This is a genomic window from Neomoorella sulfitireducens (genome assembly GCF_024733845.1).
Lineage (GTDB): Bacteria > Bacillota > DSM-521 > Neomoorellales > Neomoorellaceae > Neomoorella > Neomoorella sulfitireducens.
In genome coordinates this window covers 183,738-204,131 of sequence record NZ_JANRHG010000002.1, presented here as the reverse complement: position 1 = coordinate 204,131, position 20,394 = coordinate 183,738, and the positions used below count along the sequence as shown (strand labels likewise).

The 20,394-nt window shown below is 53.8% G+C and carries 20 protein-coding genes; 15 read left to right on the top strand and 5 right to left on the bottom strand.

What is annotated here, in order from left to right; all coding sequences use genetic code 11:
- Positions 1-17: 17 nt before the first annotated feature.
- From NWF31_RS03865 to sigF, 5 genes are all read left to right on the top strand, one after another.
- On the top strand, positions 18-1,187 hold the full coding sequence (locus NWF31_RS03865) for a phosphopentomutase (protein WP_258359191.1): 1,170 nt from the start codon (positions 18-20) through the stop codon (positions 1,185-1,187).
- Between the two features lie 69 nt (positions 1,188-1,256).
- Complete coding sequence (locus NWF31_RS03860; RefSeq protein WP_258359190.1) at positions 1,257-2,480, top strand: D-alanyl-D-alanine carboxypeptidase family protein; 1,224 nt, start codon at positions 1,257-1,259, stop codon at positions 2,478-2,480.
- An 80-nt stretch (positions 2,481-2,560) separates the two neighbouring features.
- Entirely contained in the window at positions 2,561-2,914 is a 354-nt protein-coding gene (locus NWF31_RS03855) for an STAS domain-containing protein (RefSeq protein WP_258359189.1), read from the top strand.
- On the top strand, positions 2,898-3,344 hold the full coding sequence (gene spoIIAB / locus NWF31_RS03850; RefSeq protein ID WP_258359188.1) for an anti-sigma F factor: 447 nt from the start codon (positions 2,898-2,900) through the stop codon (positions 3,342-3,344). The genes NWF31_RS03855 and spoIIAB overlap by 17 nt, the downstream gene beginning before the upstream one ends.
- Before the next feature lie 33 nt (positions 3,345-3,377).
- Positions 3,378-4,169, top strand: coding sequence for an RNA polymerase sporulation sigma factor SigF (gene sigF, locus NWF31_RS03845; RefSeq protein WP_277998807.1), 792 nt, complete (start codon positions 3,378-3,380; stop codon positions 4,167-4,169).
- A 175-nt stretch (positions 4,170-4,344) separates the two neighbouring features.
- On the opposite strand, the gene NWF31_RS03840 is transcribed toward sigF, so the two are convergent.
- Entirely contained in the window at positions 4,345-5,505 is a 1,161-nt protein-coding gene (locus tag NWF31_RS03840) for a UxaA family hydrolase (RefSeq protein WP_258359186.1), read from the bottom strand.
- A gap of 2 nt (positions 5,506-5,507) precedes the next feature.
- Positions 5,508-5,786, bottom strand: coding sequence for a UxaA family hydrolase (locus tag NWF31_RS03835; protein WP_258359185.1), 279 nt, complete (start codon positions 5,784-5,786; stop codon positions 5,508-5,510).
- 248 nt (positions 5,787-6,034) lie between these two features.
- Here NWF31_RS03835 and NWF31_RS03830 point away from each other — a divergent pair, with 248 nt between their 5' ends.
- The 7 genes from NWF31_RS03830 to hepT all read left to right on the top strand — a co-directional run bounded on the left by NWF31_RS03830 (position 6,035) and on the right by hepT (position 11,248).
- Entirely contained in the window at positions 6,035-6,430 is a 396-nt protein-coding gene (locus tag NWF31_RS03830; RefSeq protein WP_258359184.1) for a RidA family protein, read from the top strand.
- A gap of 23 nt (positions 6,431-6,453) precedes the next feature.
- Entirely contained in the window at positions 6,454-7,653 is a 1,200-nt protein-coding gene (locus tag NWF31_RS03825; RefSeq protein WP_258359183.1) for a threonine synthase, read from the top strand.
- Positions 7,654-7,791: 138 nt separating this feature from the next.
- A complete protein-coding gene (locus tag NWF31_RS03820) occupies positions 7,792-9,006 on the top strand; it encodes a dicarboxylate/amino acid:cation symporter (RefSeq protein WP_258359182.1) in 1,215 nt (404 codons plus the stop codon).
- Positions 9,007-9,118: 112 nt separating this feature from the next.
- Positions 9,119-9,799, top strand: coding sequence for a helix-turn-helix transcriptional regulator (locus NWF31_RS03815; protein WP_258359181.1), 681 nt, complete (start codon positions 9,119-9,121; stop codon positions 9,797-9,799).
- A gap of 104 nt (positions 9,800-9,903) precedes the next feature.
- The gene (locus tag NWF31_RS03810; protein WP_258359180.1) at positions 9,904-10,299 is read left to right on the top strand and encodes a secondary thiamine-phosphate synthase enzyme YjbQ; all 396 of its coding nucleotides are present in this window, start codon (positions 9,904-9,906) and stop codon (positions 10,297-10,299) included.
- Positions 10,300-10,386: 87 nt separating this feature from the next.
- The gene (mntA, locus tag NWF31_RS03805) at positions 10,387-10,833 is read left to right on the top strand and encodes a type VII toxin-antitoxin system MntA family adenylyltransferase antitoxin (protein WP_258359179.1); all 447 of its coding nucleotides are present in this window, start codon (positions 10,387-10,389) and stop codon (positions 10,831-10,833) included.
- Entirely contained in the window at positions 10,826-11,248 is a 423-nt protein-coding gene (hepT, locus tag NWF31_RS03800; RefSeq protein WP_258359178.1) for a type VII toxin-antitoxin system HepT family RNase toxin, read from the top strand. Before mntA ends, hepT begins: the two co-directional genes overlap by 8 nt.
- A gap of 36 nt (positions 11,249-11,284) precedes the next feature.
- On the opposite strand, the gene NWF31_RS03795 is transcribed toward hepT, so the two are convergent.
- Entirely contained in the window at positions 11,285-11,494 is a 210-nt protein-coding gene (locus tag NWF31_RS03795) for a dodecin family protein (protein WP_106004782.1), read from the bottom strand.
- 174 nt (positions 11,495-11,668) lie between these two features.
- Here NWF31_RS03795 and NWF31_RS03790 point away from each other — a divergent pair, with 174 nt between their 5' ends.
- Positions 11,669-12,442 carry a fumarylacetoacetate hydrolase family protein gene (locus NWF31_RS03790; protein ID WP_258359177.1) on the top strand — a complete coding sequence of 258 codons (774 nt, stop codon included), beginning with the start codon at positions 11,669-11,671 and terminating at the stop codon, positions 12,440-12,442.
- Between the two features lie 157 nt (positions 12,443-12,599).
- Positions 12,600-13,790: a pyridoxal phosphate-dependent aminotransferase gene (locus NWF31_RS03785; RefSeq protein ID WP_258359176.1), complete on the top strand. Its 1,191-nt coding sequence runs from the start codon at positions 12,600-12,602 to the stop codon at positions 13,788-13,790.
- A 43-nt stretch (positions 13,791-13,833) separates the two neighbouring features.
- On the opposite strand, the gene NWF31_RS03780 is transcribed toward NWF31_RS03785, so the two are convergent.
- Positions 13,834-16,395, bottom strand: a complete 2,562-nt coding sequence (locus tag NWF31_RS03780; RefSeq protein ID WP_258359175.1) for a cation-translocating P-type ATPase — start codon at positions 16,393-16,395, stop codon at positions 13,834-13,836.
- Positions 16,396-16,398: 3 nt separating this feature from the next.
- Positions 16,399-16,962 (bottom strand): Chromate resistance protein ChrB, encoded by a 564-nt coding sequence (locus tag NWF31_RS03775; RefSeq protein ID WP_258359174.1) that lies wholly within the window; start codon positions 16,960-16,962, stop codon positions 16,399-16,401.
- A 140-nt stretch (positions 16,963-17,102) separates the two neighbouring features.
- Here NWF31_RS03775 and NWF31_RS03770 point away from each other — a divergent pair, with 140 nt between their 5' ends.
- Positions 17,103-20,381: a DEAD/DEAH box helicase gene (locus NWF31_RS03770; RefSeq protein ID WP_258359173.1), complete on the top strand. Its 3,279-nt coding sequence runs from the start codon at positions 17,103-17,105 to the stop codon at positions 20,379-20,381.
- Positions 20,382-20,394: the final 13 nt, after the last annotated feature.

Here is a 20,394-nt window from a genome sequence, read left to right as displayed (position 1 = left end):
GGGAGGCTAAAGGCATCATGGTCATTGACCGCGTTATAATTATCGTTCTCGACAGCGTTGGTGTAGGTGAACTTCCCGACGCTGCCAAATACGGTGATGAGGGTAGCAATACCCTGGGGCATATTGCCGCCAGGGTAGACCTGCGCCTGCCAAATATGGGCCGGCTCGGATTGGGCAATATTATTCCCCTCAAGGGGATTGCTCCCGTTGGTGCCCCGGCAGCTGCCTATGGTAAAATGGCATCCCGGGCAGCAGGCAAGGATACCACCAGCGGCCACTGGGAGCTGGCCGGCGTGGTTTTAGATCGACCTTTTCCCCTTTATCCCCACGGTTTCCCACCGGAAATTATTGAGCCCTTTGAAAAGGCCATCGGCCGCAAGGTCCTGGGTAACAAACCGGCCTCCGGTACGGTGATAATAGAGGAACTGGGTCCGGAACATATGCGCACCGGTTACCCTATCGTTTATACTTCGGCGGACAGCGTATTCCAGATAGCAGCTCATGAAGATGTAATCCCCGTCCAGGAACTTTATCGTTATTGTAAGATTGCCCGGCAGTTGCTGGCAGGTGAACATGCAGTAGGCAGGGTAATTGCCCGCCCCTTTGTGGGAGAACCGGGGCATTTTATCCGTACCGACCGGCGCCAGGATTTTTCCCTGGAGCCGCCCCGGCCCACGCTCCTTGATGCCGTTAAAAGTGCCGGTTACCAGGTAATGGCGGTAGGGAAAATAAAAGATATCTTTGCCGGCCGTGGGATAAGCCGCTGGATTCACACCCATGATAATATGGACGGCGTTGATCAGACGTGTAACTTGATGCGGGAAGGCGGCCGCGGCCTAATCTTCACCAACCTGGTGGACTTTGATATGCGCTACGGCCACCGCAACGACGTGGCCGGTTATGCTGCCGCCCTGGAAGCCTTCGACCGGCGCCTGCCGGAATTACTGGAAGCATTAAACGAAAAAGACGTCCTGGTACTTACAGCTGACCACGGCTGTGATCCCACCACCCCCAGTACCGATCACTCCCGGGAGTATGTCCCCCTCCTGGTATGCGGGAAACATATCCGGCCGGTAAATCTTGGTGTGCGCCCGACCTTTGCCGATCTGGGGGCTACTGTTGCCGAACTTTTTTATGTCTCTTATAACCTGGATGGGGAAAGCTTTGCTTCTATCTTGCTGAAATAAATGTTCATATTTTACCCCTTTAGCTAATATAAGTGTAAGGAGAACAAGCCCGGCGAGGGGGGCGGTGGGGTGCACAAAACAGGAATTATTCTACTGGTGGTCATCCTTGGATTTTCTTTTCTTCCAGGGGTTCTGCTGGCGGCAAATCAGGGGACAACAGACGCGGCCGGGGACCTGCCGGGAGAGGCACAACCGGCCCAGGCCGATTCTGCAGCAAGTTTGAACCTTGACGCCAAAGGGGCCATTCTCATGGACCCCCAGACGGGGGAGATTCTCTGGGAGAAGAATGCCCACGGCCGCTACTATCCCGCCAGCATGACCAAGCTGATGACCATGGTAGTAGCCATGGACATGGTGGCTAATGGCCAGGCACGGCTGGATGAACCGGTTCAGACCAGCGAGCGCGCCGAAAGCTTTGGCGGTTCGGAAGTCTTTCTGGCTGCCGGGGAAACTTTCCCCCTCGAGCAGATGCTTATTGCCATTGCCGTAGCTTCGGCTAACGACGCAGCAGTGGCGATAGCGGAACACCTGGCCGGTTCGGAAGAAGCTTTTGTGACCATGATGAATGAGAAGGTAAAGGAGATGGGCTTGCAAAACACCCATTTTACCAACTGTCACGGCCTCCACGATGAGCAAAACTATACTTCCGCCTATGATATGGCCGTTATTGCCCGTTATGCTTTGAAATACCCCAAAATTCGCGAATGGACCTCCATCAAACGTTATACCTTCCGCCAGGACCCCCTATCCATACTTGATAATACCAACAAAATGCTCTACTGGTACCCCGGAACCGATGGTTTTAAAACCGGCTTTACCGATGCCGCAGGCTTGAACCTGGTATCGACTGTTGAAAGGGACGGCCTGCGGTTAATCGCCGTAGTTATGGGGGTGGAGACTCCCAACGGTCATTTCACCGATTCCATGAAACTTTATAACTGGGCCTATAAACAATGGGGCTTCCAGCAGCTCTATGGCCCCGGCCAGGCGGTAGCTGCCGTGCCGGTAGGCAAGGGCCGGGTGGAGCAGGTCAAAGCCGTCACTGCGGATAAAGTTGGGGCACGAATTAGCCGTATCCGGGGCAAAAGCGAAAAGGTAACTGCCAGGTTAGATTTACCACAAATATTAAATGCGCCCGTAAAGGAAGGCCAGGTGATTGGCCGGGTTGCCGTTTTCAGGGATGACAAAGAGATAGCTCACATTGATGTGGTAGCCGGGGAAAGCGTTGCCAGGGCTTCCCTGGTCGAGGAGATTATAAAAGTAATCCGGGCAGTGTTCACTATTCGACAATAATTTTGCCATTATTTAGCAGGAAGTAGGCCGGTTGAGGGCGAATAAACCCCTTCGTAGAATGTGGCGAGGGGGTTTTATTATTGCAGGTATTTTTTAGTATGGAAGGCAAAGAACTCTGGGCGCGGGTCAAGGGGGAGGTCGACCTGGAAAGCGCCGACCTTTTACGCCGCGAACTGGAAGCCAGCCTGGATCACGCCCGCCCGGAAGTATTGCTGCTGGACCTGGAGGGAGTAACTTTTATGGATAGCTCCGGGCTGGGGGTAATTCTGGGCCGCTACCGGCGTTTAAAAAAGCAGGGAGGCCGGGTGGTGATTTGCCGTCCCCAGCCCCAGGTAAGGCGGCTGCTGGAGATATCCGGCCTCAGTAAAATTATGACCATCCATCCCGAAGGGCCGGAAACTGCGGGAGGGGTTACCGATGGCCGGCGAAGTTAAAGTGGAAAACAGCATGGCCCTGGAGTTTTTGAGCTTGCCGGAAAACGTAGGTCTGGCCAGGGTAGCAGTAGCAACCTTTGCTGCCCAGGTAGATATGACCTTGAGTGAACTGGAAGAAATAAAAGTTGCTGTTTCCGAAGCAGTATCCAACGCCATTATTCACGGTTACAGGGGCGAACCCCGTGGTATAGTCCGGGTTACCGTAGAGCGTACTTCAGCGGGGCTGGTGATCACCGTGGAAGATAGAGGCTGTGGTATTCCTGATGTTGCCATGGCCATGCAGCCGGCCTACTCTACTGACCCCGAGCGGATGGGCCTGGGCTTTGCCTTTATGCAGTCCTTTATGGATAACCTGGAAGTTACTTCGGAGGTCGACCGGGGGACGCGGGTGAAGATGTTCAAAGCCTTCAAAGGAGAGGCTGGAAAGTAACCGGGGTGGCGATTTAAAGTGCGCTTGTCGGAAATGAATCTCCCCCGCTTTCCCCTCCTGTCCGAGGCTGAAACGGAGGAGCTCTTGCGCCGGGCAAAAGCGGGGGATAAAGAAGCCCGGGAGCGATTGATTAACTGCAACCTCAAGCTGGTTTTCAACCTGGTCCAGCGTTTTGAAAATCGCAACTACGAGCTGGAGGACCTGTTCCAGATCGGTACCATTGGCCTGATTAAAGCCATAGACAAATTTGACCTGAGCTACCAGGTACGGTTTTCCACCTATGCCGTACCCATGATTTTGGGAGAAATCAGGCGTTTTTTACGGGACGATAGTACAGTTAAGGTGAGCCGGTCTTTAAAGGAGACAGCTTTCAAGGTCAACCGTACCCGCGAGGAGATGGCCAAAAAACTGGGCCGTGAACCCTCCATCAGCGAAATAGCCGAAACCTTAAATCTTTCCCGGGACGAAATTGTGGCCGCCCTGGAAGCCGTACAGATGCCGGGGTCCATCCATGATACCATTTACCAGGATGACGGTGACCCTATCTATGTTCTGGATCAGCTGGCCGCAGAGGAAGGGGAAGAGCCGGCCTGGCTAGATAAAATTGCCATAAAAGAAGTACTGCGAAAGATACCCGAAAAACACCGGCGGGTCCTGGTCATGCGCTTTTTCCAGGACAAAACCCAGGCTGAAGTGGCGGCCCGGATGGGATTATCCCAGGTACAGATTTCCCGTATCGAGCGCCAGGCCCTGCAGAAAATCAGGGAACTATTACAGGCGGAAGGGGAGAAAGGGGTGCATGCAGCAGAAAAAGAAAATGGGTGAAAGCAGAAAAGCATCCCGGTAACGGGGAAAACAACTCCTAGAATGGCCTATGTACCCGGCCTAAAAGTAGACATAAAAAAGTGGAAGACAGGGGCTCATGTTAATCCCTTTTTGTCTTCCACTTTTTATTTTGATACTGATGCCCCGGCCAGGCCATTGGGTAGTAAGATTATTATTAAGCGCTACGGTAAAGTTTGGTAAGGATAAATTCCTTGTGGCTCAGGGCTTCGGCACAGGTATAACGGCCGTTCAAGGTGCGGAGGAACATATCCAGGATGGCGGTACCGGCACCATCTAAATCCATTTCCCGGCGTAGCAGGCCGGTCAGGTCGACGTCAATGTGCTCGCTCATGGTGCTGACCGTTACCGGGTTGGCCGAGATTTTGATTACCGGGATGATAGGATTGCCGACAATGTTGCCCTGGCCGGTGGTGAAGAAATGCAGGACCGAACCACCGGCGGCGAAAAGGGTAATGGCTTCAGCGCCGGCAGAAGAAGTTTCCATATACCATAAACCCTTGCCTTTAGGGGCTTCGGCCGGTTGGAGGACGCCCTGGATCAGGGCCCGCTTGCCGATTTTCTGGATGTTGCCGAGGGCCTTTTCTTCGATGGTGGTTAGGCCGCCGGCAATATTGCCTTCTGTAGGCTGTGAGCCGCAGAGGTCGACGCCCTGGGAAATAATAAAGTCATTATAGGATTTAAAGCTCTGCAAGAACTGTTCCCGGATCTCCGGAGTGGCGCAGCGGGCTGCTACCAGGTGTTCGCCACCGGTTAACTCGGAAGTCTCGCCAAAGAGCACGGTGGCGCCCAGATCGACAAGGCGATCGACGGCGTTACCTATGGATGGATTGGAAGCCAGGCCGGAGGTGGTGTCGGACTCACCGCATTTAATGCTGACGACCAGTTCGGAGATATCGCATTCCTCTTTTTGCAACTCGGTAGCGTACTGGACAAATTCGATGGCTTTACGGGAGGCCATTTCGATGACCTTCAGGTCCCCGTAACGCTCAATGGCAAAACCGGCCACCGGCTTTCCCGTTTTGGCGATACCTTCTACCACGCGATTGGTCCAGTTAGGTTCAATGCCAATGACAATGCAGGCCGCCACGTTGGGATTGGAACCGGTACCGATTAAGGTGCGGAAGAATAGTTCCAGGTCTTCGCCGAATTGGAGACGGCCGTAGGGGTGGGGTAAGGCAATAGTGCCGTCGATAAGCTTGGCTACACCTTCGGCGGCAGCATTGGAAAGGTCATCTAAAGGAAGAATAACTACCCGGTTGCGTACACCAACGGTGCCGTTTTCCCGGCGATATCCCATAAATTTGGTGCTGGTCATTTTTACCACCTCGCAGTCTTTAAATTATGGACGTGCACGTGTTCACCTTTAGCTATGGGTGATACAGTTTTACCGATAGGTTCGCCATACTTGATTATTGTTTCGCCTTTGTCGATGTCCTTGAGGGCGATTTTGTGGCCCAGCTTGATGTCGCTCAGGGCTTTTACGGTAATGATAGAGTTGTCTTCCATCACCCACCCGGTTACCGTCTCGCCGGCCATGATGTCGGTAACGGCCACGCCAACGGTATCCCGCTTGTCATGGACAAAGAATTTTTCCACTGCAGGTTCCCCCTCTCTGGAAATGTAAATAAGCCTTAATTTAATATAAAGTATGAGGTCGGTGGTAGGACCACTTCTATTGTACGATTTACCATTAAAAGTGTCAAGGTAAAATTTAATAGTAACTTGACTTACAAATAAATAGTAAATGCTACAAAAATATTTTAATATAACAGCAGGAATATTTGCGGCTATGTAGAATAATAATTAACAAGTTGAAGAGCCAAAGTTGAAAGGATGATGGTTAGTTGGCGTTCAAAAATGTAATCGCAACCGAAGATGCACCGGCAGCTATCGGACCCTATTCCCAGGCCATTAAATTTGGCAATATTATTTTTACCTCCGGGCAGATCCCCATCGATCCGGTAAGCGGGCAGGTTGTAGAAGGCGGGCTGGCCGCTCAAGTGGCCAGGGTCATGGCCAATTTGCAGGCCGTGCTGGCTGCCGCCGGAGCCGGCCTGGATGACGTTGTAAAAACAACCCTGTATATTAAGGACATGAATGATTTCAGTACTATTAATGAAATATACGGCCGTTACTTCACCAAAGAACCACCGGCGCGTTCCTGCGTGGAAGTGGCGCGGCTACCCAAAGATGTACTTGTGGAGATAGAAGCCGTCGCTGTTGTCAACGATGGTAATTAGAGACTAAGGGGAGGGTAAACGTAATGAGTTTTGTTCGTAAATTGGAATGCCCGAAATGCCACAGCACCTATAAAGCAACTGAGGTCCATAATCTCTGCCAGTGCGGTTCTCCTCTCCTGGTGCGTTATGATCTGGAACGATTGGGCCGGTCCGTAAAAAAGGAAGACTTAAAAGGCCGGCGGGCCGATCTCTGGCGTTACTGGGAGTTTTTGCCTCTGGAACATGAAGAAAACATCGTATCCCTGGGAGAAGGCTTTACCCCTATCTTTAATACTGACAACTTAGGACGCGAACTGGGGTTTAAGCATCTTTATATCAAAGATGAAGGATTAAATCCCACGGGTACCTTTAAAGCCCGCGGCGCGGCTGTCGGCGTTTCTAAAGCCAAGGAACTAGGAATTAAAACCATTGCCATGCCCACCGCTGGCAACGCCGGGGGCGCCTGGTCGTCCTATGGCGCCAAAGCAGGGATGGAAATGATTATCGCCATGCCAGTTGATGCCCCCGATCTGGCTAAAAAAGAGTGTGTTGCGACCGGCGCCCGCACTTATCTGGTGAAAGGTTTAATCTCCGATGCCGGAAAGATTATCGCCCAGGGGGTGAAAAAATACGGCTGGTTTGAGGCGTCGACTTTAAAAGAACCATACCGCATCGAAGGCAAGAAGACCATGGGATTGGAAATTGCCGAGCAATTTAACTGGGAACTGCCTGATGCCGTTCTCTATCCTACCGGCGGCGGGGTGGGAATTATAGGTATCTGGAAGGCCCTGCAAGAACTCCAGGCAATCGGCTGGATTAAGGGACCGATGCCCAAAATGATAGCGGTGCAGGCGGAGGGTTGTTCTCCTATTGTTAAGGCTTTCCGAGAAGGCAAAAAAGAATCGGAGTTTTTCCATGGGGCGCAAACTATAGCCGGCGGGATTCGCGTACCCAAGGCATTGGGGGATTTCTTGGTGTTAGAGGCGGTTTATGAAAGTGGTGGAACGGCAGTAAGTGTTAGCGATGAGGAGATCCTCGAGGCGGTAAAAGTGGTCGCCAGAACCGAAGGCATGTTAATCTGCCCCGAGGGCGCTGCCGCCGTGGCCGCCGCCCAAAAACTCCTGGCCGGCGGTTTCCTGAAACCTGAAGAAAAGGTGGTTATTTTAAATACCGGCAGCGGCTTGAAGTATCCGGAGCTGGTGGAACTGGACCTGCCGGTACTGGAGAAGGAAGCGGAGATTTAAAGTAAAAAAATCGATCATAAAAAGGGAGGGATAATAGGGGGAGATAGAAGGAGGGGGCGATGAACCTCATTTAGTGATTGTTTTCCCAATCTAAACCCTTAAAATCTAAATTAAAAATTAAAATGAGAGGTGAGAAGCGTGAAACTACCGCAAAAGCTGGCTATTGGCTTTATCCTTGGTATTGTTGCTGGATTAATTTTTCAGTTTGCCGGGTGGAATGCCAAAGTATTGCAGCCTTTTGGTGATCTCTTTATCCGTTTAATCCGGATGGTCGTAGTTCCGTTAGTAGTATCTTCCTTGATTGCAGGCGCGGCCGGTATGAGCGACGCTACTAAGTTCGGACGAGTTGCAGTTAAAATTCTTGTTTATTACTTTTTTACTACCGCAGTTGCTGTAACCCTGGGTTTAATCGTAGCAAATATTGTCCACCCGGGCCTTGGCGTTAACCTAAGTACAACCGGATTAAAGGCCCAAAACGTAACGCCTCCTTCAATGGTTCAAACATTACTCAATATTGTTCCTATAAATCCCGTAGAGTCTATGGCCAAAGGCGATCTGCTGCCAATGATCTTCTTTGCTATAATATTTGGCTTCGCTTTAAGTTCACTCGGTGAGGCCGGGCAACCGGTCTTAAAGTTCTTTGAAATTGTTATGAATGTCATGATTAAAGTTACAGGTTATGTAATGGAATATGCTCCTTTTGGTATTTTTGCTTTGATTACTGTTACGGTTGGTGTATACGGAATAGGGGTCTTATTACCACTGATTAAATTGATAATCGTAATGTATGTAGTCGCTTTGCTCCATATTTTAATTGTGTATACTCCATTTATTACGTTAGCCGGCAAAATGTGGCCGGGGACTTTCTTTAGAGTTGTAGCTGAACCACTCCTTGTGGCGTTTACAACCTGCTCAAGTGCTGCTGCTTTACCTCTAAATATGCGTTCGGTAGAAAGATTGGGTGTGCCCAAGTCAATCAGCAGTTTTACTATCCCCCTCGGAAATACCATTAATATGGATGGAGCGGCTATTTATCTAGGGATTGCTGCCGTCTTTATTTCTGAAGTGTTTGGTATGCCACTTGGCCTGAACCAGCAGTTGACTATAATTCTCATGGCCATCTTAGCATCGATTGGTTCCGTAGGAGTGCCGGGCGCTGCTCTGATTGTCATGACCATGGTCTTTCAAGCTGTAGGCCTGCCTATAGAGGGTATTGCCCTCGTAGCAGGAGTTGATCGCATTTTAGATATGGCCAGGACACCATTGAATATTTTAGGGGATGCAACCGGTGCCTTGGTAGTAGCTAAATCTGAAGGAGAACTAGTAAAATCGGAAACAGATATGGCAGTCTAGAAATAATATTTAATATTAATTCTGGGGCCGGCTCAGCTGGCCTTTCTTTTTCTCTTTTTGTATAATACTAAACAAAGGGTTAATAACCTTAACACTAACAAGGGGGTTAACCATGAGAGATGCCAAAATCCACCCGGCCCTGGAGGCGATGAAACCTCTAGCTCGAGGCATAGCGGCAACCTTTGGCAAGAATTGCGAAGTAGTTCTCCATGATCTCAGCGAGCCCTCCAGGTCCCTTATCTTCAAAGCGGGTTCGGTTACTAATAGAGAAATCGGCGCCCCGGTTACCAACCTGGTGCTGGAAGCCTTACAGCGTTACGGTGACACTACCGAAGATTTAATCGGCTATCTTAACCGTACCAAGGACGGCAAAGTTTTGAAATCCTCGACTATCTTTATCCGCGACGACGGCGGCAAGATTATTGGTTGCCTCTGCATCAACTTTGATCTTACCGAGTTCCAGGTGGCGAAAAATATTTTAGAAGACTTCTGCCAGCTGAAGGACCTGGCGGAAGCAGGTTTTGAACGTACCCAGGAGCAATTTGCCCGGGACATCAACGAAGTGGTTGACAATGTAGTGGAAAGCGTGTTGCAGGAACTGGGCAAACCGGTGCCTGTCATGACCAAGGAAGAAAAGGTTAAGGCCGTGGAAATGCTCGATGACCGGGGGATTTTCCTGGTCAAGGGAGCAGTGGATGTGGTAGCCCAGGCCCTGGCAGTTTCCAAGTACACTGTTTATAACTACTTGGAAGAAGCGCGGGCCCTTAAAGGTAACCGGCGGGCCGTACTATAAAGGAGAGAAACCGGGCTAGTTATAATGCCGGCAACTGGAAATAAGGCCCGCAAGAATAATAATCTGCAAGTTTTTCAGAGGTAATTTTCCGGAGGCAGGAGAGAATGTTTTTTACTTTCGATCTCCATACGCCAGGTAAAGAAGCTATGCTCGATATAACTCACCTGGCAGCCAGGGCAGTACAGGAGGCGGGTGTAAAGGAAGGCCTCTGCCTGGTCTACGTTCCCCATACTACGGCCGGCGTAACCATAAATGAAAATGCCGACCCGGATGTGGTGGCCGACATCCTGGCGGCCCTGGCCAGGATGGTCCCGGCGGGAGGTTACCGCCACGGGGAAGGCAATTCGCTGGCCCATATCAAAGCCTCGCTTATGGGCAGCAACCAGACGGTGATTATCCACGAGGGCAAACTGGTACTTGGTACCTGGCAAGGTATATATTTCTGTGAATTCGACGGCCCCCGCCGGCGTAAGGTGCATATCAAGGTATACCAGGAATAGGGATGAAGACTGCTCGACATTATAGCAAGCCGATGGTATAATATACCTGCAACGCAAGATAATAACAGAGACACAGTGGTGAACTAAATGGAAAAAACTAACCTTTTGCTGGAAGAACGCTTGCGGAAGGCCCTGCTAACGAGAAAAGAAATAATGTTTGCTTATCTCTTCGGCTCCCATGCCCGGGGAACGGCACATAAACTTAGCGATGTAGACGTGGCCGTTTTTCTGGATGAACGCCGTTTACCGCCGGTAGGTCATTATGGCTATAAAAGTGAGCTGCTTGTTTTTATGAGGCAGGAGCTGCGGGAACCGCTGGATTTTGTTATCCTTAATGAAGCACCTTTACCCCTGCGTTTTCGTGTCCTGCGGGATGGAAAACTCCTATTATGCCGCGATACCCGGGTTCGGATAACTTTCCACGAAAAAACCATGCGGGATTATCTTGATTTCCGGCCCGTGCAGAAAATTCAGGAGCAGTACCTGCGTAAGAGATTGGCCGAAGGACGCTTTGGGGGTGCAAGGGATGGTTGATGCGGCCGTTATCAATCGAAAATTGCAACAGCTGGAAAGTTATCTAACTCAACTTGAGAAGTATAAACATATTAAGGCTCCTGACCTCGAAAAAAATATAGAATTAGCCTGGATCGTAGAACACGGTTTGCAACTCAGCATCCAGGTTGTACTGGATATAGGTACCCATATCCTGGCTGAGGAAGGGATTATAGTAGATGAATACAGCAATATTTTTGATGAACTTGCCGGACTAGGGGTTTTACCCGAAAAGTTCGCCCGGGATATATCCGGGATGGCAGGCTTTAGAAATATTCTGGTCCATGAATATGGCACGGTAGATCTGGAAAAAGTGGCCGATGTCATGAACTACCACCTTGATGATTTTCGTCAATTTACCCGCTACATTGTTAATTACCTCGGTTGGAGTTTTTAGTTGATATTAAGCCCCGGCAATTACCGGGGCTTACATTTATAGATCAGCGCTGTGATCGGCATAAGCGATTTTCACATTGGCCTTGAATTCGGTTAACTTGCCGTCTTTGACATTGGCAGTCAGGTTATAAACCTCGACACCGGAGATGTTTTTTACCTCCCGGCTGGCTTCAGCCACTGCCTGCTGGACAGCATCCTTCCAATTATGGGGCGATTCGCCCACCAGCTCCACTACTTTGACGTGCAAAGAAAAACCCCCTTTCTTTGTTTTATTTTATTATTCCCCCGTCAGATGAAATAAATCCCTTTACCTGAAGGGATATGATTCGGGAGTTTTAAAAGATAATATTTTTTTATTCGGGAGGATTTTACCTTCGGATTTTGAAATAAATAATTTTAATGATCAAAGGAGGCAAAAGTTATGGTGAAAGTAGAGAAATTTGTACGCTTTACCACCGGAGAAGAAACCTTTTGCGGCCGCCTGGATGGAGAGAAGATTATCGCCATGGAAGGCGATATTTTCGGGGCGTACCGCGAAAACGGCCGGCGCTTCAGTTTAAACGAAGTACGGCTTTTGGCTCCCTGCCGGCCCAGCAAGGCTGTATGTGTAGGGCTGAATTATAGCAATCATATAAAAGAAATGGCCGAGAAAGTGCCGGAAGACCCGGTCATCTTTATCAAGCCGTCAACCTGTGTCATTGGCCCGAATGAAAATATAATTTACTGGCCCATGGTCAAACGCCTAGATTACGAAGCCGAGCTGGCCGTGGTTATCGGCCGCGAAGCCCGTAATGTTGAAGAAGAAGAGGCTGAGGAGTACATCTTCGGTTATACCGTTGGCAATGACGTTACGGCCCGGGACCTCCAGCTGAAAGACGGCCAGTGGACAAGGGCCAAGAGCTTCGACACTTTTTTACCCCTGGGGCCTTTTATTGTGCGGGGGATAGACGTCTCGGACCTCCGCGTCCAGTCTTATTTAAACGGTGAACTGAAGCAGGACGGCCGTACTTCCCAGCTCATCTTTTCCGTGCCTTTTCTGGTGAGTTTTATCTCCCGGGTAATGACCTTATTACCCGGGGATGTAATTTTAACCGGCACGCCGGAAGGGGTTGGTCCTATGCAGGTGGGTGATATTATTGAAATAAGGGTGGAAAAACTGGGGAGTTTGGTTAACAGGATCGTTAAACCGGCTTGACGATTTTATGCTGTTTCGTGCAGGTAAAGATATCGTCCTTGCACCAGGAAACAAGTTCCTCGACAAGGTAAATTAACGATCTTTATGGAAAAAAGCCTTTACAAAGTTAATAGCAAGATAAATAATAAAAACATCATCAAAGCTGGAGGGATTAATAGTGGAACTTGCCCGGCGGGCTGCCGGCATCAGCCCATCTCCCACCCTGGCTATAGATGCCCAGGCCAAAGCCATGAAGGCTAAAGGTATTCAGGTAATCAATTTCAGTGCCGGTGAGCCTGATTTCGACACCCCCGAACATATCAAGCAAGCAGCCATTGACGCCTTAAAGGCCGGCTTTACCCGCTATACGCCTGTGGCCGGGATCCCGGAACTGCGCCAGGCGGTCTGCGACAGTCTCAAGGCCCGGGGTTTAAGCTACGAGCCTGCCGACATAGTTGTTTCGTGCGGCGCCAAACACTCTCTTTACAACGCCATGCAGATCATACTTAACGAAGGGGATGAAGTAATCCTCAGCGCGCCCTACTGGGTAAGTTATTACGAGCAGGTTAAACTGGCCGGCGGGGTGCCGGTAGTAGTAAATACCGATGCTACTACGGATTTCAAGTTAACCCCGGAGGCCCTGAAGGCAGCCATTACTCCCCGGACCAAACTTTTAATCCTCAATTCGCCCTGCAATCCCACCGGGGTGGTATATAGCCGGAGTGAATTAGAAGCCCTGGCGGAAGTGGTCCTGTCCCATGACTTAATGGTTATTTCCGATGAGATATACGCCGCCCTGCTTTACGACGGCCTCACCCATACCAGCATCGCCGCCCTGGGGCCGGAAATAAAAGAGCGGACCATCGTCATCGACGGCGTGTCCAAGACCTATGCCATGACCGGCTGGCGTATCGGCTACGCCGCCTCTCCCCGGTCCATTGCTACGGCCATGACTGACCTCCAGAGCCACTCGACTTCCAATCCTACTTCTATAGCCCAGAAGGCGGCTGCGGCCGCCCTGACCGGCAGCCAGGAACCGGTGGAAGCAATGCGCTGCGAGTTTGAACAGCGCCGCAACCGCATCTTGGCAGGATTAAGGGAACTGCCGGGTGTGATGTGCAACCAGCCCGGCGGTGCCTTCTATGTTTTCCCGTACATCGGCAAGCTATTTGGCCGCCGCTTCCGCGGCCAGGTGCTGGCCAGTTCTACCGACGTGGCCACGGTCCTCCTCAATGAATACCAGGTAGCCGTGGTCCCTGGCATCGCCTTTGGCGCCGACCCATACCTGCGCCTCTCCTATGCCACCTCCATGGCCCAGATCGAAGCGGGCCTGGAGCGGTTCAAAGCCTTTGTCGGGGAATTGCAATAAAACAGCCACTCTTAAGCCCGGGGTTAATCCCGGGCTTAAACTTTTAATGGTCGGGACGGTAGAGCAGCATCACCAGGCCGGGCAGCAGGGCGGCCCCGGCCACCAGCCCCCACGCCCCTGTGGGCAGGGTGCCGGTACCCAGGATAGCCTGCAGGGGCGTCAGGTAGACGGCCATCAGGGTTACTGCTGCCGCTCCCAGGGCCCAGAGGTTAAGGACACCGTTGGCAAAGAACCCCTGGCGGTAAGGGGGCAGGCTCTGGGTCCGCAGGGAATAGGCAAGGAGAACATGCCCCAGCATCCAGGTGGCAAAGGCGGCAGTTTGCCTTATAGGTACAGGGGCCGGTCCCCACCAGAGTTCGAGGCCCTGGTAGGCCAGCCCTACTGCCAGGGCCAGGAGCAGGCCTCCGGCAAAGATCACCTGGACCATGGGCCGGTCCAGGAAGGGCCGGCTGGGCCGGCGCGGGGGGCGCTCCATGAGAGGCTCCTCCGGGGGCTCGATGACAAAGGCAGTTGAGGCCGCCAGGTCCATGAACAGTTCCAGGAGAATAATCATCAGGGGCGAAAAGGGAGCCGGTTGCCCCAGGGCGGCAGGTACCAGCATGGTGGCGATGAGGGCTACCTTCACTGCCAGGTAATAGCGCACCGACTTTTGCAGGTTGGCCAGGAGGCCCCGCCCCTGGCGGATGGCCGTGGCCAGGGTAGAAAAGCAGTCGTCGCTTAAAACCACGCCGGCGGCCTCCCGGGCGACATCGGTTCCCTGGCGGCCCATGGCCAGGCCCACGTGGGCCACGGCCAGGGCCGGGGCATCATTAATACCATCGCCGATCATGGCGACTATTTCCCCTTTAGCCTGCAGGGCCTGGACTAACTGGAGTTTCTGCTCCGGCGTTATGCGCGCCAGGACACAGGTTTCCTGGAGAAAGGGATCCCAATCCTCCGGGTTTAATTGCTCCAGTTCGGTGCCGGCCAGCAATTTCTCTGCCGGGATACCTACCTGGCGGGCAATACTGCGGGCTGCCTCGGGGTGGTCGCCGGTGGCCAGGTAGACCTTGATCCCGGCCCGCTGCACGGCGGCCACTGCCGCGGCAGCCTCAGGGCGTAAGGAGTCGGCAAAGATTAAAAATCCCAGGAAAGTGAGGTCCTGGCCGGCTGTAGCAGCCTCTGCCGGCAGGTCCTGGCTGGAGAAAAAGCGCCTGGCTACTGCCAGGACCCGCTTGCCTTCGCCGGCAAGTTGCGCCAGGGTGGCGGCGGCAGCCTCCCGGGTAGAGGGATCGGTACACATGGCCAGCACTTCTTCCGCCGCTCCCTTGACGTATAGTGTAGCCCCGGCCTGGTTAGCGCGCAGGGCCCCTACCCAGCGTTGATCCTGGTTTAAAGGGTAAAAGGCCAGCAACTCTTCCCGGGGCAGGTCCAGGTGCCCTCCCCCTTCGGCCAGGGCCTTTTCCAGGGGGTTATGGGCTTCAACGGCAGTAACCGGGCTCTGGGTCAGGAGGGCGGCCAGGAGTAATTCCCCGGCCGCGTTATCCTGCCGGGCCAGGGCAGGGGACAGGAGTTCTCCTTCCCCCGGCAGCCAGAGGGCTTCCAGGGTGAGGCGGTTGGCCGTCAGGGTACCCGTCTTGTCGGTGACCACGGTGGTGATGTGCCCCAGGGTTTCAGCGGCTCGCAGGCGCCGGACCAGGGCCTTTTCCCGGGCGAGCTTTAGAGACCCCAGGCCCAGGACCATGGTCACCAGGATGGGGAGTTCTTCGGGTATGGTGGCAAAGGCCAGGCTCAGGCCAGTGAGGACCGCCCGGGGCCAGGGTTCCCTGGCCACCAGGAACTGGAGGAAAGGGATAAGCACGGCAAAAGCCAGGGCAACTAGCGCCAGGACCCGGCTCAGTTCCCGCATGAACTGCTGCAGGGGGGTGCGGGGCTCACGGGCCCGGCGCGTAAGGCCAACAATCCGCCCCAGTTCGGTCTCCAGACCTGTGGCTACCACGCAGGCCAGGCCTTCACCCCGGGATATTACCGTACCCTGATAAACCATATTGTGACGGTCGGGCAGGGGGGTCGCCGGGTCCAGGGGCCGGGTGTGTTTTTCCACCGGCAGGGATTCACCGGTAAGGGGGGACTCATCGACGGCCAGTCCGGCGCTCACCAGGAGGCGGGCGTCGGCCGGCACGCGGTTACCGGGCTGGAGCACCAGGATATCGCCGGGGACAACGTCTTCAGTATTGACGGCCTCTACTTTGCCCTGGCGCAGGACCGGGGTAGTGGGGGCGTTCAGGTCCTGGAGGGCGGCAATGGCCTTCTTGGCGCGAAACTCGGTGCCTACCTCAATGAAGACGATACCCAGGATAATGGCCGTTACGGCCAGGGCTTCCCCCAGTTCGCCCAGGAGGAAATAGGCGGCAGCCACCGCCAGGAGTAAAAGGATCATGGGCTCGCGGATTTCTTCGGCAAAGATATTCCAGAAGGATAGGACGGGACGGACCAGCGTGCGGTTGGGACCGTAAATTTTCAGGCGCCTCTGGGCTTCAGCGGTACTTAGACCCTGCTCCGGGTCTACCTGCTGCCAGGCCAGAACATCTTCCGGCGCCTGGCTCCAGGGGCAAGGGGCCGGCATCAATTAACCCTCCCTTTCTTTTAAGGCTCCATAGGTAAGAGTGGTAAACCTCGTCAGGGCTACCCGGGCTTCGTCTATAAGGGAGGCGACCTGTTCAGCCAGGGGGGCATTATACCAGTCGCGCTCCCGGGCCCGCTGGTACCAGCGTTCGATTTTTTCCAGTTCGGCTTCCTCCTCTTCTATTTCCGCTGGAGAAAAGTTCTGGATACGCACTTCCTTTTCCAGTTCCGCCAGGTATTTGTTAATCTCTTTAATTATTTCCTGGTATTCTTTATTGCGCATTTCCCTGAACTGCTCTATTACCTGTGCTTCTTGCCCGGGATCAAGGTTGATATTGCGGAAGAGATAGGCAGTGCCTGCGAATTCTTCTACCCGTGTCTTTAGTTGTTCCAGTTTTTCCAGCAGTCCGGGGCGTGCCGGGAGCAGGCAGGCGGCTTGCTGCAGGTAGAGGGCTCCCAGCCTGTTGAGTTCCCGCCAGAGGTAAATGCGCTTGCTCGAGGGTTCGCCGGGTACTTTATAGATGAACAGGTGCCATTTGTTGCCGGGGCTGGTAATGTCCTGGTTCATTATTCTCACCCATGATGTAACATTGGTTACAATGTAACAGATGTTGCATTGAAAGTCAAGGTTAAAGGGGGGAACGGCAGGAAAAATTAATCCTCGCAGCGAATAATTGCAGGATATATTTCAGCAGGAGCATACTGGCAATGATTGTCGTCCATGGGACCTGGGTTAAAGATAGCATTAAAGAAGTAAATGGCCGCTTTTTTGTCTGGGGGGAATCCCTGGCCGCCGCCCGGCAGCAGAAGGAACTCTACCTGCCCAGGCCGGCTAAGAATAAAGTGCCCCTTCATCCTTTTCAGGCTTCCGACCAGGAACTTATCACCGTCCTGCTAAATTTAAGCGCGGGCCTTTATAAAAGCATACCCCTTATTCCGCCGGGCCTGGATAAAATCCAGTTGTTACTCCCCTCAACCAATCTTGGACCCCTGCCTTCGCCGCAACTAAGGTACCTGCCCGGTAGCGGCGAGATTGCCCGGAGGGGTCAATCTTTACGGGAAAGCTCCCCGGCCTTAACCCCCTGGGAGGTCAAAGGCCTGGCAGTATCACCGGTATGGGTTATCAATGTCCTGACCCGGCTGGGGGAAGGAAGTCCCGGGCAAATTAAAGGTAATATTTTAGCCCCCGATTTCCTGTTCTGGAGCCTGGCAGCCAAGCTGGCCCTGGAACTCCTGGTCCGGGAACGCATCGTCCCGGCGGTGCTGGAGGAGGTAAAAGCGCCGGCGGGGAAGAGGGCCGGGGCTAAAACTCCGCTGAGGCAGGAATTAAGGGCAGCCTGGCGGGCCCTGTTAGACCAGCCAGAAGATGCCCGCCGGGTAGACTTGCTGGCGGCCGGCATGCCGCCCGCCTGCCGGGCCCAGGCGAGTACCCCGCTCCCGCATCCTCGCCTCCTGGTGGAAGATTTCCTGCACCGCGCCGTCGATGCCATGGCCCGGTACTGGTTAATGACTTCGCCCCTGGAGGGGAGGACCAAGGGGCTCGGCGACGATAATACCCCGGTCAGGTGGGCTGCGGCCCTGGCGGCAGAAAAAGCCACCTTTAGCGGGCCGTTGCTGGAAATGAAAGACCTGAAAGAGCAAATCCATAGCTGGACGAAGACCCTGTTCAGCCAGCCGGGGACCGTAGCCTTTCGCACCTGCTTCCGCCTGGAACCCCCGGAAAGGATGGGAGAAGAAGGCCCGCCTTCCTGGCAGCTGCAATTTTTACTCCAGGCCAGCGATGATCCCAGCCTCCTGGTGCCCGCCGGGGAGGTCTGGCGCGAAAGGGGCAGCGTGCTGGAGTTCCTGAACCGGCGCTTCGCCAATCCCCAGGAAAGGCTCCTGGCCGACCTGGGCCGGGCGGCACGGTTATTCCCGCCCCTGGAAAGAAGCCTGAAAGACCCATCCCCGGAAAGCTGTCTCTTGACTGTGGCAGAAGCTTATACTTTCTTGCGGGAAGCGGCTGGCCTCCTGGCCGAAAGCGGCTTTGGCGTACTGGTACCTTCCTGGTGGGGGCAGCATAAATCCCGCCTGGGGCTGCGCTTAAAGCTGAAGGCCAGCGAGCGGGGCAAAAACGCTTCCCGGACGACCAGGCCGGCTGCACCCGGGAGGCTGGGCTCTGCAGCCCTGGTTGATTATGACTGGGAAGTGGCCCTGGGGGATACCGTGATCGACAGGAAGGAATTTGCCAGGCTGGCTGCTTTAAAGGTCCCCCTGGTCCAGGTGCGGGGCCAGTGGGTGGAGCTCCGGCCAGAGGAACTGGCGGCCCTGGACAGGTTCTGGAAAAAGCAACCGGGCCCGGGGACCATGAGCCTGGGCGAGGCTTTACGTGTTAGCCTGCTGGGCGGGGTAACTCTAGAGCAAGGTGAGGGGATACCTGATGGCGAAATAGCCCCAGCCAGTCTCCCGCTACTGGGTATTGAAGCCGAGGGTTACCTTGCTTCCCTTCTAGAAAAGGTACACGACAACCTGAAAATTGCCCTCCTGCCCCAGCCATCCGGGTTCCGCGGTAGCCTCCGCCCTTACCAGGTGCGGGGTTTTTCCTGGCTTAAGTTTATTACGGAACTGGGCCTGGGGGCCTGCCTGGCCGACGATATGGGCCTGGGCAAGACTATCCAGCTCCTGGCTTTACTGCTCCACCGCAAGGAACAGGGAATGGCAACCGGCCCGGTTCTCCTTATCTGTCCCACCTCAGTGGCCGGTAACTGGCAGCGGGAAGTAGCACGTTTTGCCCCCTCCTTGCGGGTCCTCCTCCACCACGGCAGTGAACGCCTCGCCGGTGACGCTTTTACCCGGGAAGTGGCCTGGCAGGACCTGGTAATCAGCACCTATACCCTGGTTCACCGGGATGAAAGGGACCTGGTGGCCGTGGACTGGGATGGGGTGGTGCTGGACGAGGCCCAGAATATTAAAAATGCAGAAGCTAAGCAAACCCGGAGCATACGCCGCTTAAGGGCCGGCTTCAGGATCGCCCTTACCGGTACACCGGTGGAAAACCACCTGGGAGAACTCTGGTCCATCATGGAATTTTTAAACCCAGGTTACCTGGGCAGCCAGGCCGATTTTCGCAGCCGTTTTATAATCCCCATCGAACGTTACCGGGACCGGGAACGGGCGGGCAGGTTGCAGCGCCTGGTCCAACCTTTTATCCTGCGCCGGGTCAAGACTGACCCGTCGATCATCCAGGACCTGCCGGAAAAGCAGGAGATCAAGGTCTTTTGCCACTTGACCCGGGAGCAGGCTACTCTCTACGAAGCTGTGGTCCAGGACATGCTGCAAAAGATAGAAGCCGCCACCGGCATCGAACGCAAAGGCCTGGTCCTGGCTACCCTGGCAAAACTAAAACAAATCTGCAACCACCCGGCCCAGTTCCTGGGTGACGGCAGCCTCCTGGACGGCCGGTCTGGGAAACTGACCCGGCTCCAGGAGATGCTGGAAGAGGTCCTGGCTGCAGGGGAACGGGCCCTCATCTTTACCCAGTTTGCCGTCATGGGTCAAATGCTCCAGGAATATTTAGCGGCCACCTTTGGCTGGGAAGTCCTTTTCCTGCACGGGGGCCTGGCCAGGGCCAGGCGGGAGGAGCTAATCCGGCGTTTCCAGGAGGAAGAAAACAATGGACCGCCCCTCTTCATCCTTTCCCTCAAGGCCGGCGGGGTGGGACTGAACCTCACCCGTGCCAACCATGTGTTTCACTTTGACCGCTGGTGGAACCCGGCTGTAGAAGACCAGGCCACCGATCGCGCCTTCCGCATTGGCCAGAAGAAAAATGTCCAGGTTTATAAATTTATCTGTGCCGGGACCCTGGAAGAAAGAATTGATGCCCTGATCGAGGAAAAACGCGCCCTGGCACAGCAAATTATTGGTACCGGCGAAGGCTGGCTTACGGAATTGTCAATAGGAGAGTTGCGGGAACTGCTGGCGTTAAAGGAAAAAGGGATAGATCTTTAAGCGTAGTGACCGG

Bases quoted from the DNA above. Each gene is read 5' to 3' on its own strand.
- NWF31_RS03840 (WP_258359186.1), bottom strand. From the start codon at position 5,505: ATGACCAGCACCAAATTTATGGGATATCGCCGGGAAAACGGCACCGTT.
- NWF31_RS03865 (WP_258359191.1), top strand. From the start codon at position 18: ATGGTCATTGACCGCGTTATAATTATCGTTCTCGACAGCGTTGGTGTA.
- sigF (WP_277998807.1), top strand. From the start codon at position 3,378: ATGAATCTCCCCCGCTTTCCCCTCCTGTCCGAGGCTGAAACGGAGGAG.
- NWF31_RS03810 (WP_258359180.1), top strand. From the start codon at position 9,904: ATGTTTTTTACTTTCGATCTCCATACGCCAGGTAAAGAAGCTATGCTC.
- NWF31_RS03770 (WP_258359173.1), top strand. From the start codon at position 17,103: ATGATTGTCGTCCATGGGACCTGGGTTAAAGATAGCATTAAAGAAGTA.
- hepT (WP_258359178.1), top strand. From the start codon at position 10,826: ATGGTTGATGCGGCCGTTATCAATCGAAAATTGCAACAGCTGGAAAGT.
- NWF31_RS03775 (WP_258359174.1), bottom strand. From the start codon at position 16,962: ATGAACCAGGACATTACCAGCCCCGGCAACAAATGGCACCTGTTCATC.
- NWF31_RS03815 (WP_258359181.1), top strand. From the start codon at position 9,119: ATGAGAGATGCCAAAATCCACCCGGCCCTGGAGGCGATGAAACCTCTA.
- NWF31_RS03780 (WP_258359175.1), bottom strand. From the start codon at position 16,395: ATGCCGGCCCCTTGCCCCTGGAGCCAGGCGCCGGAAGATGTTCTGGCC.
- NWF31_RS03790 (WP_258359177.1), top strand. From the start codon at position 11,669: ATGGTGAAAGTAGAGAAATTTGTACGCTTTACCACCGGAGAAGAAACC.
- NWF31_RS03825 (WP_258359183.1), top strand. From the start codon at position 6,454: ATGAGTTTTGTTCGTAAATTGGAATGCCCGAAATGCCACAGCACCTAT.
- spoIIAB (WP_258359188.1), top strand. From the start codon at position 2,898: ATGGCCGGCGAAGTTAAAGTGGAAAACAGCATGGCCCTGGAGTTTTTG.
- mntA (WP_258359179.1), top strand. From the start codon at position 10,387: ATGGAAAAAACTAACCTTTTGCTGGAAGAACGCTTGCGGAAGGCCCTG.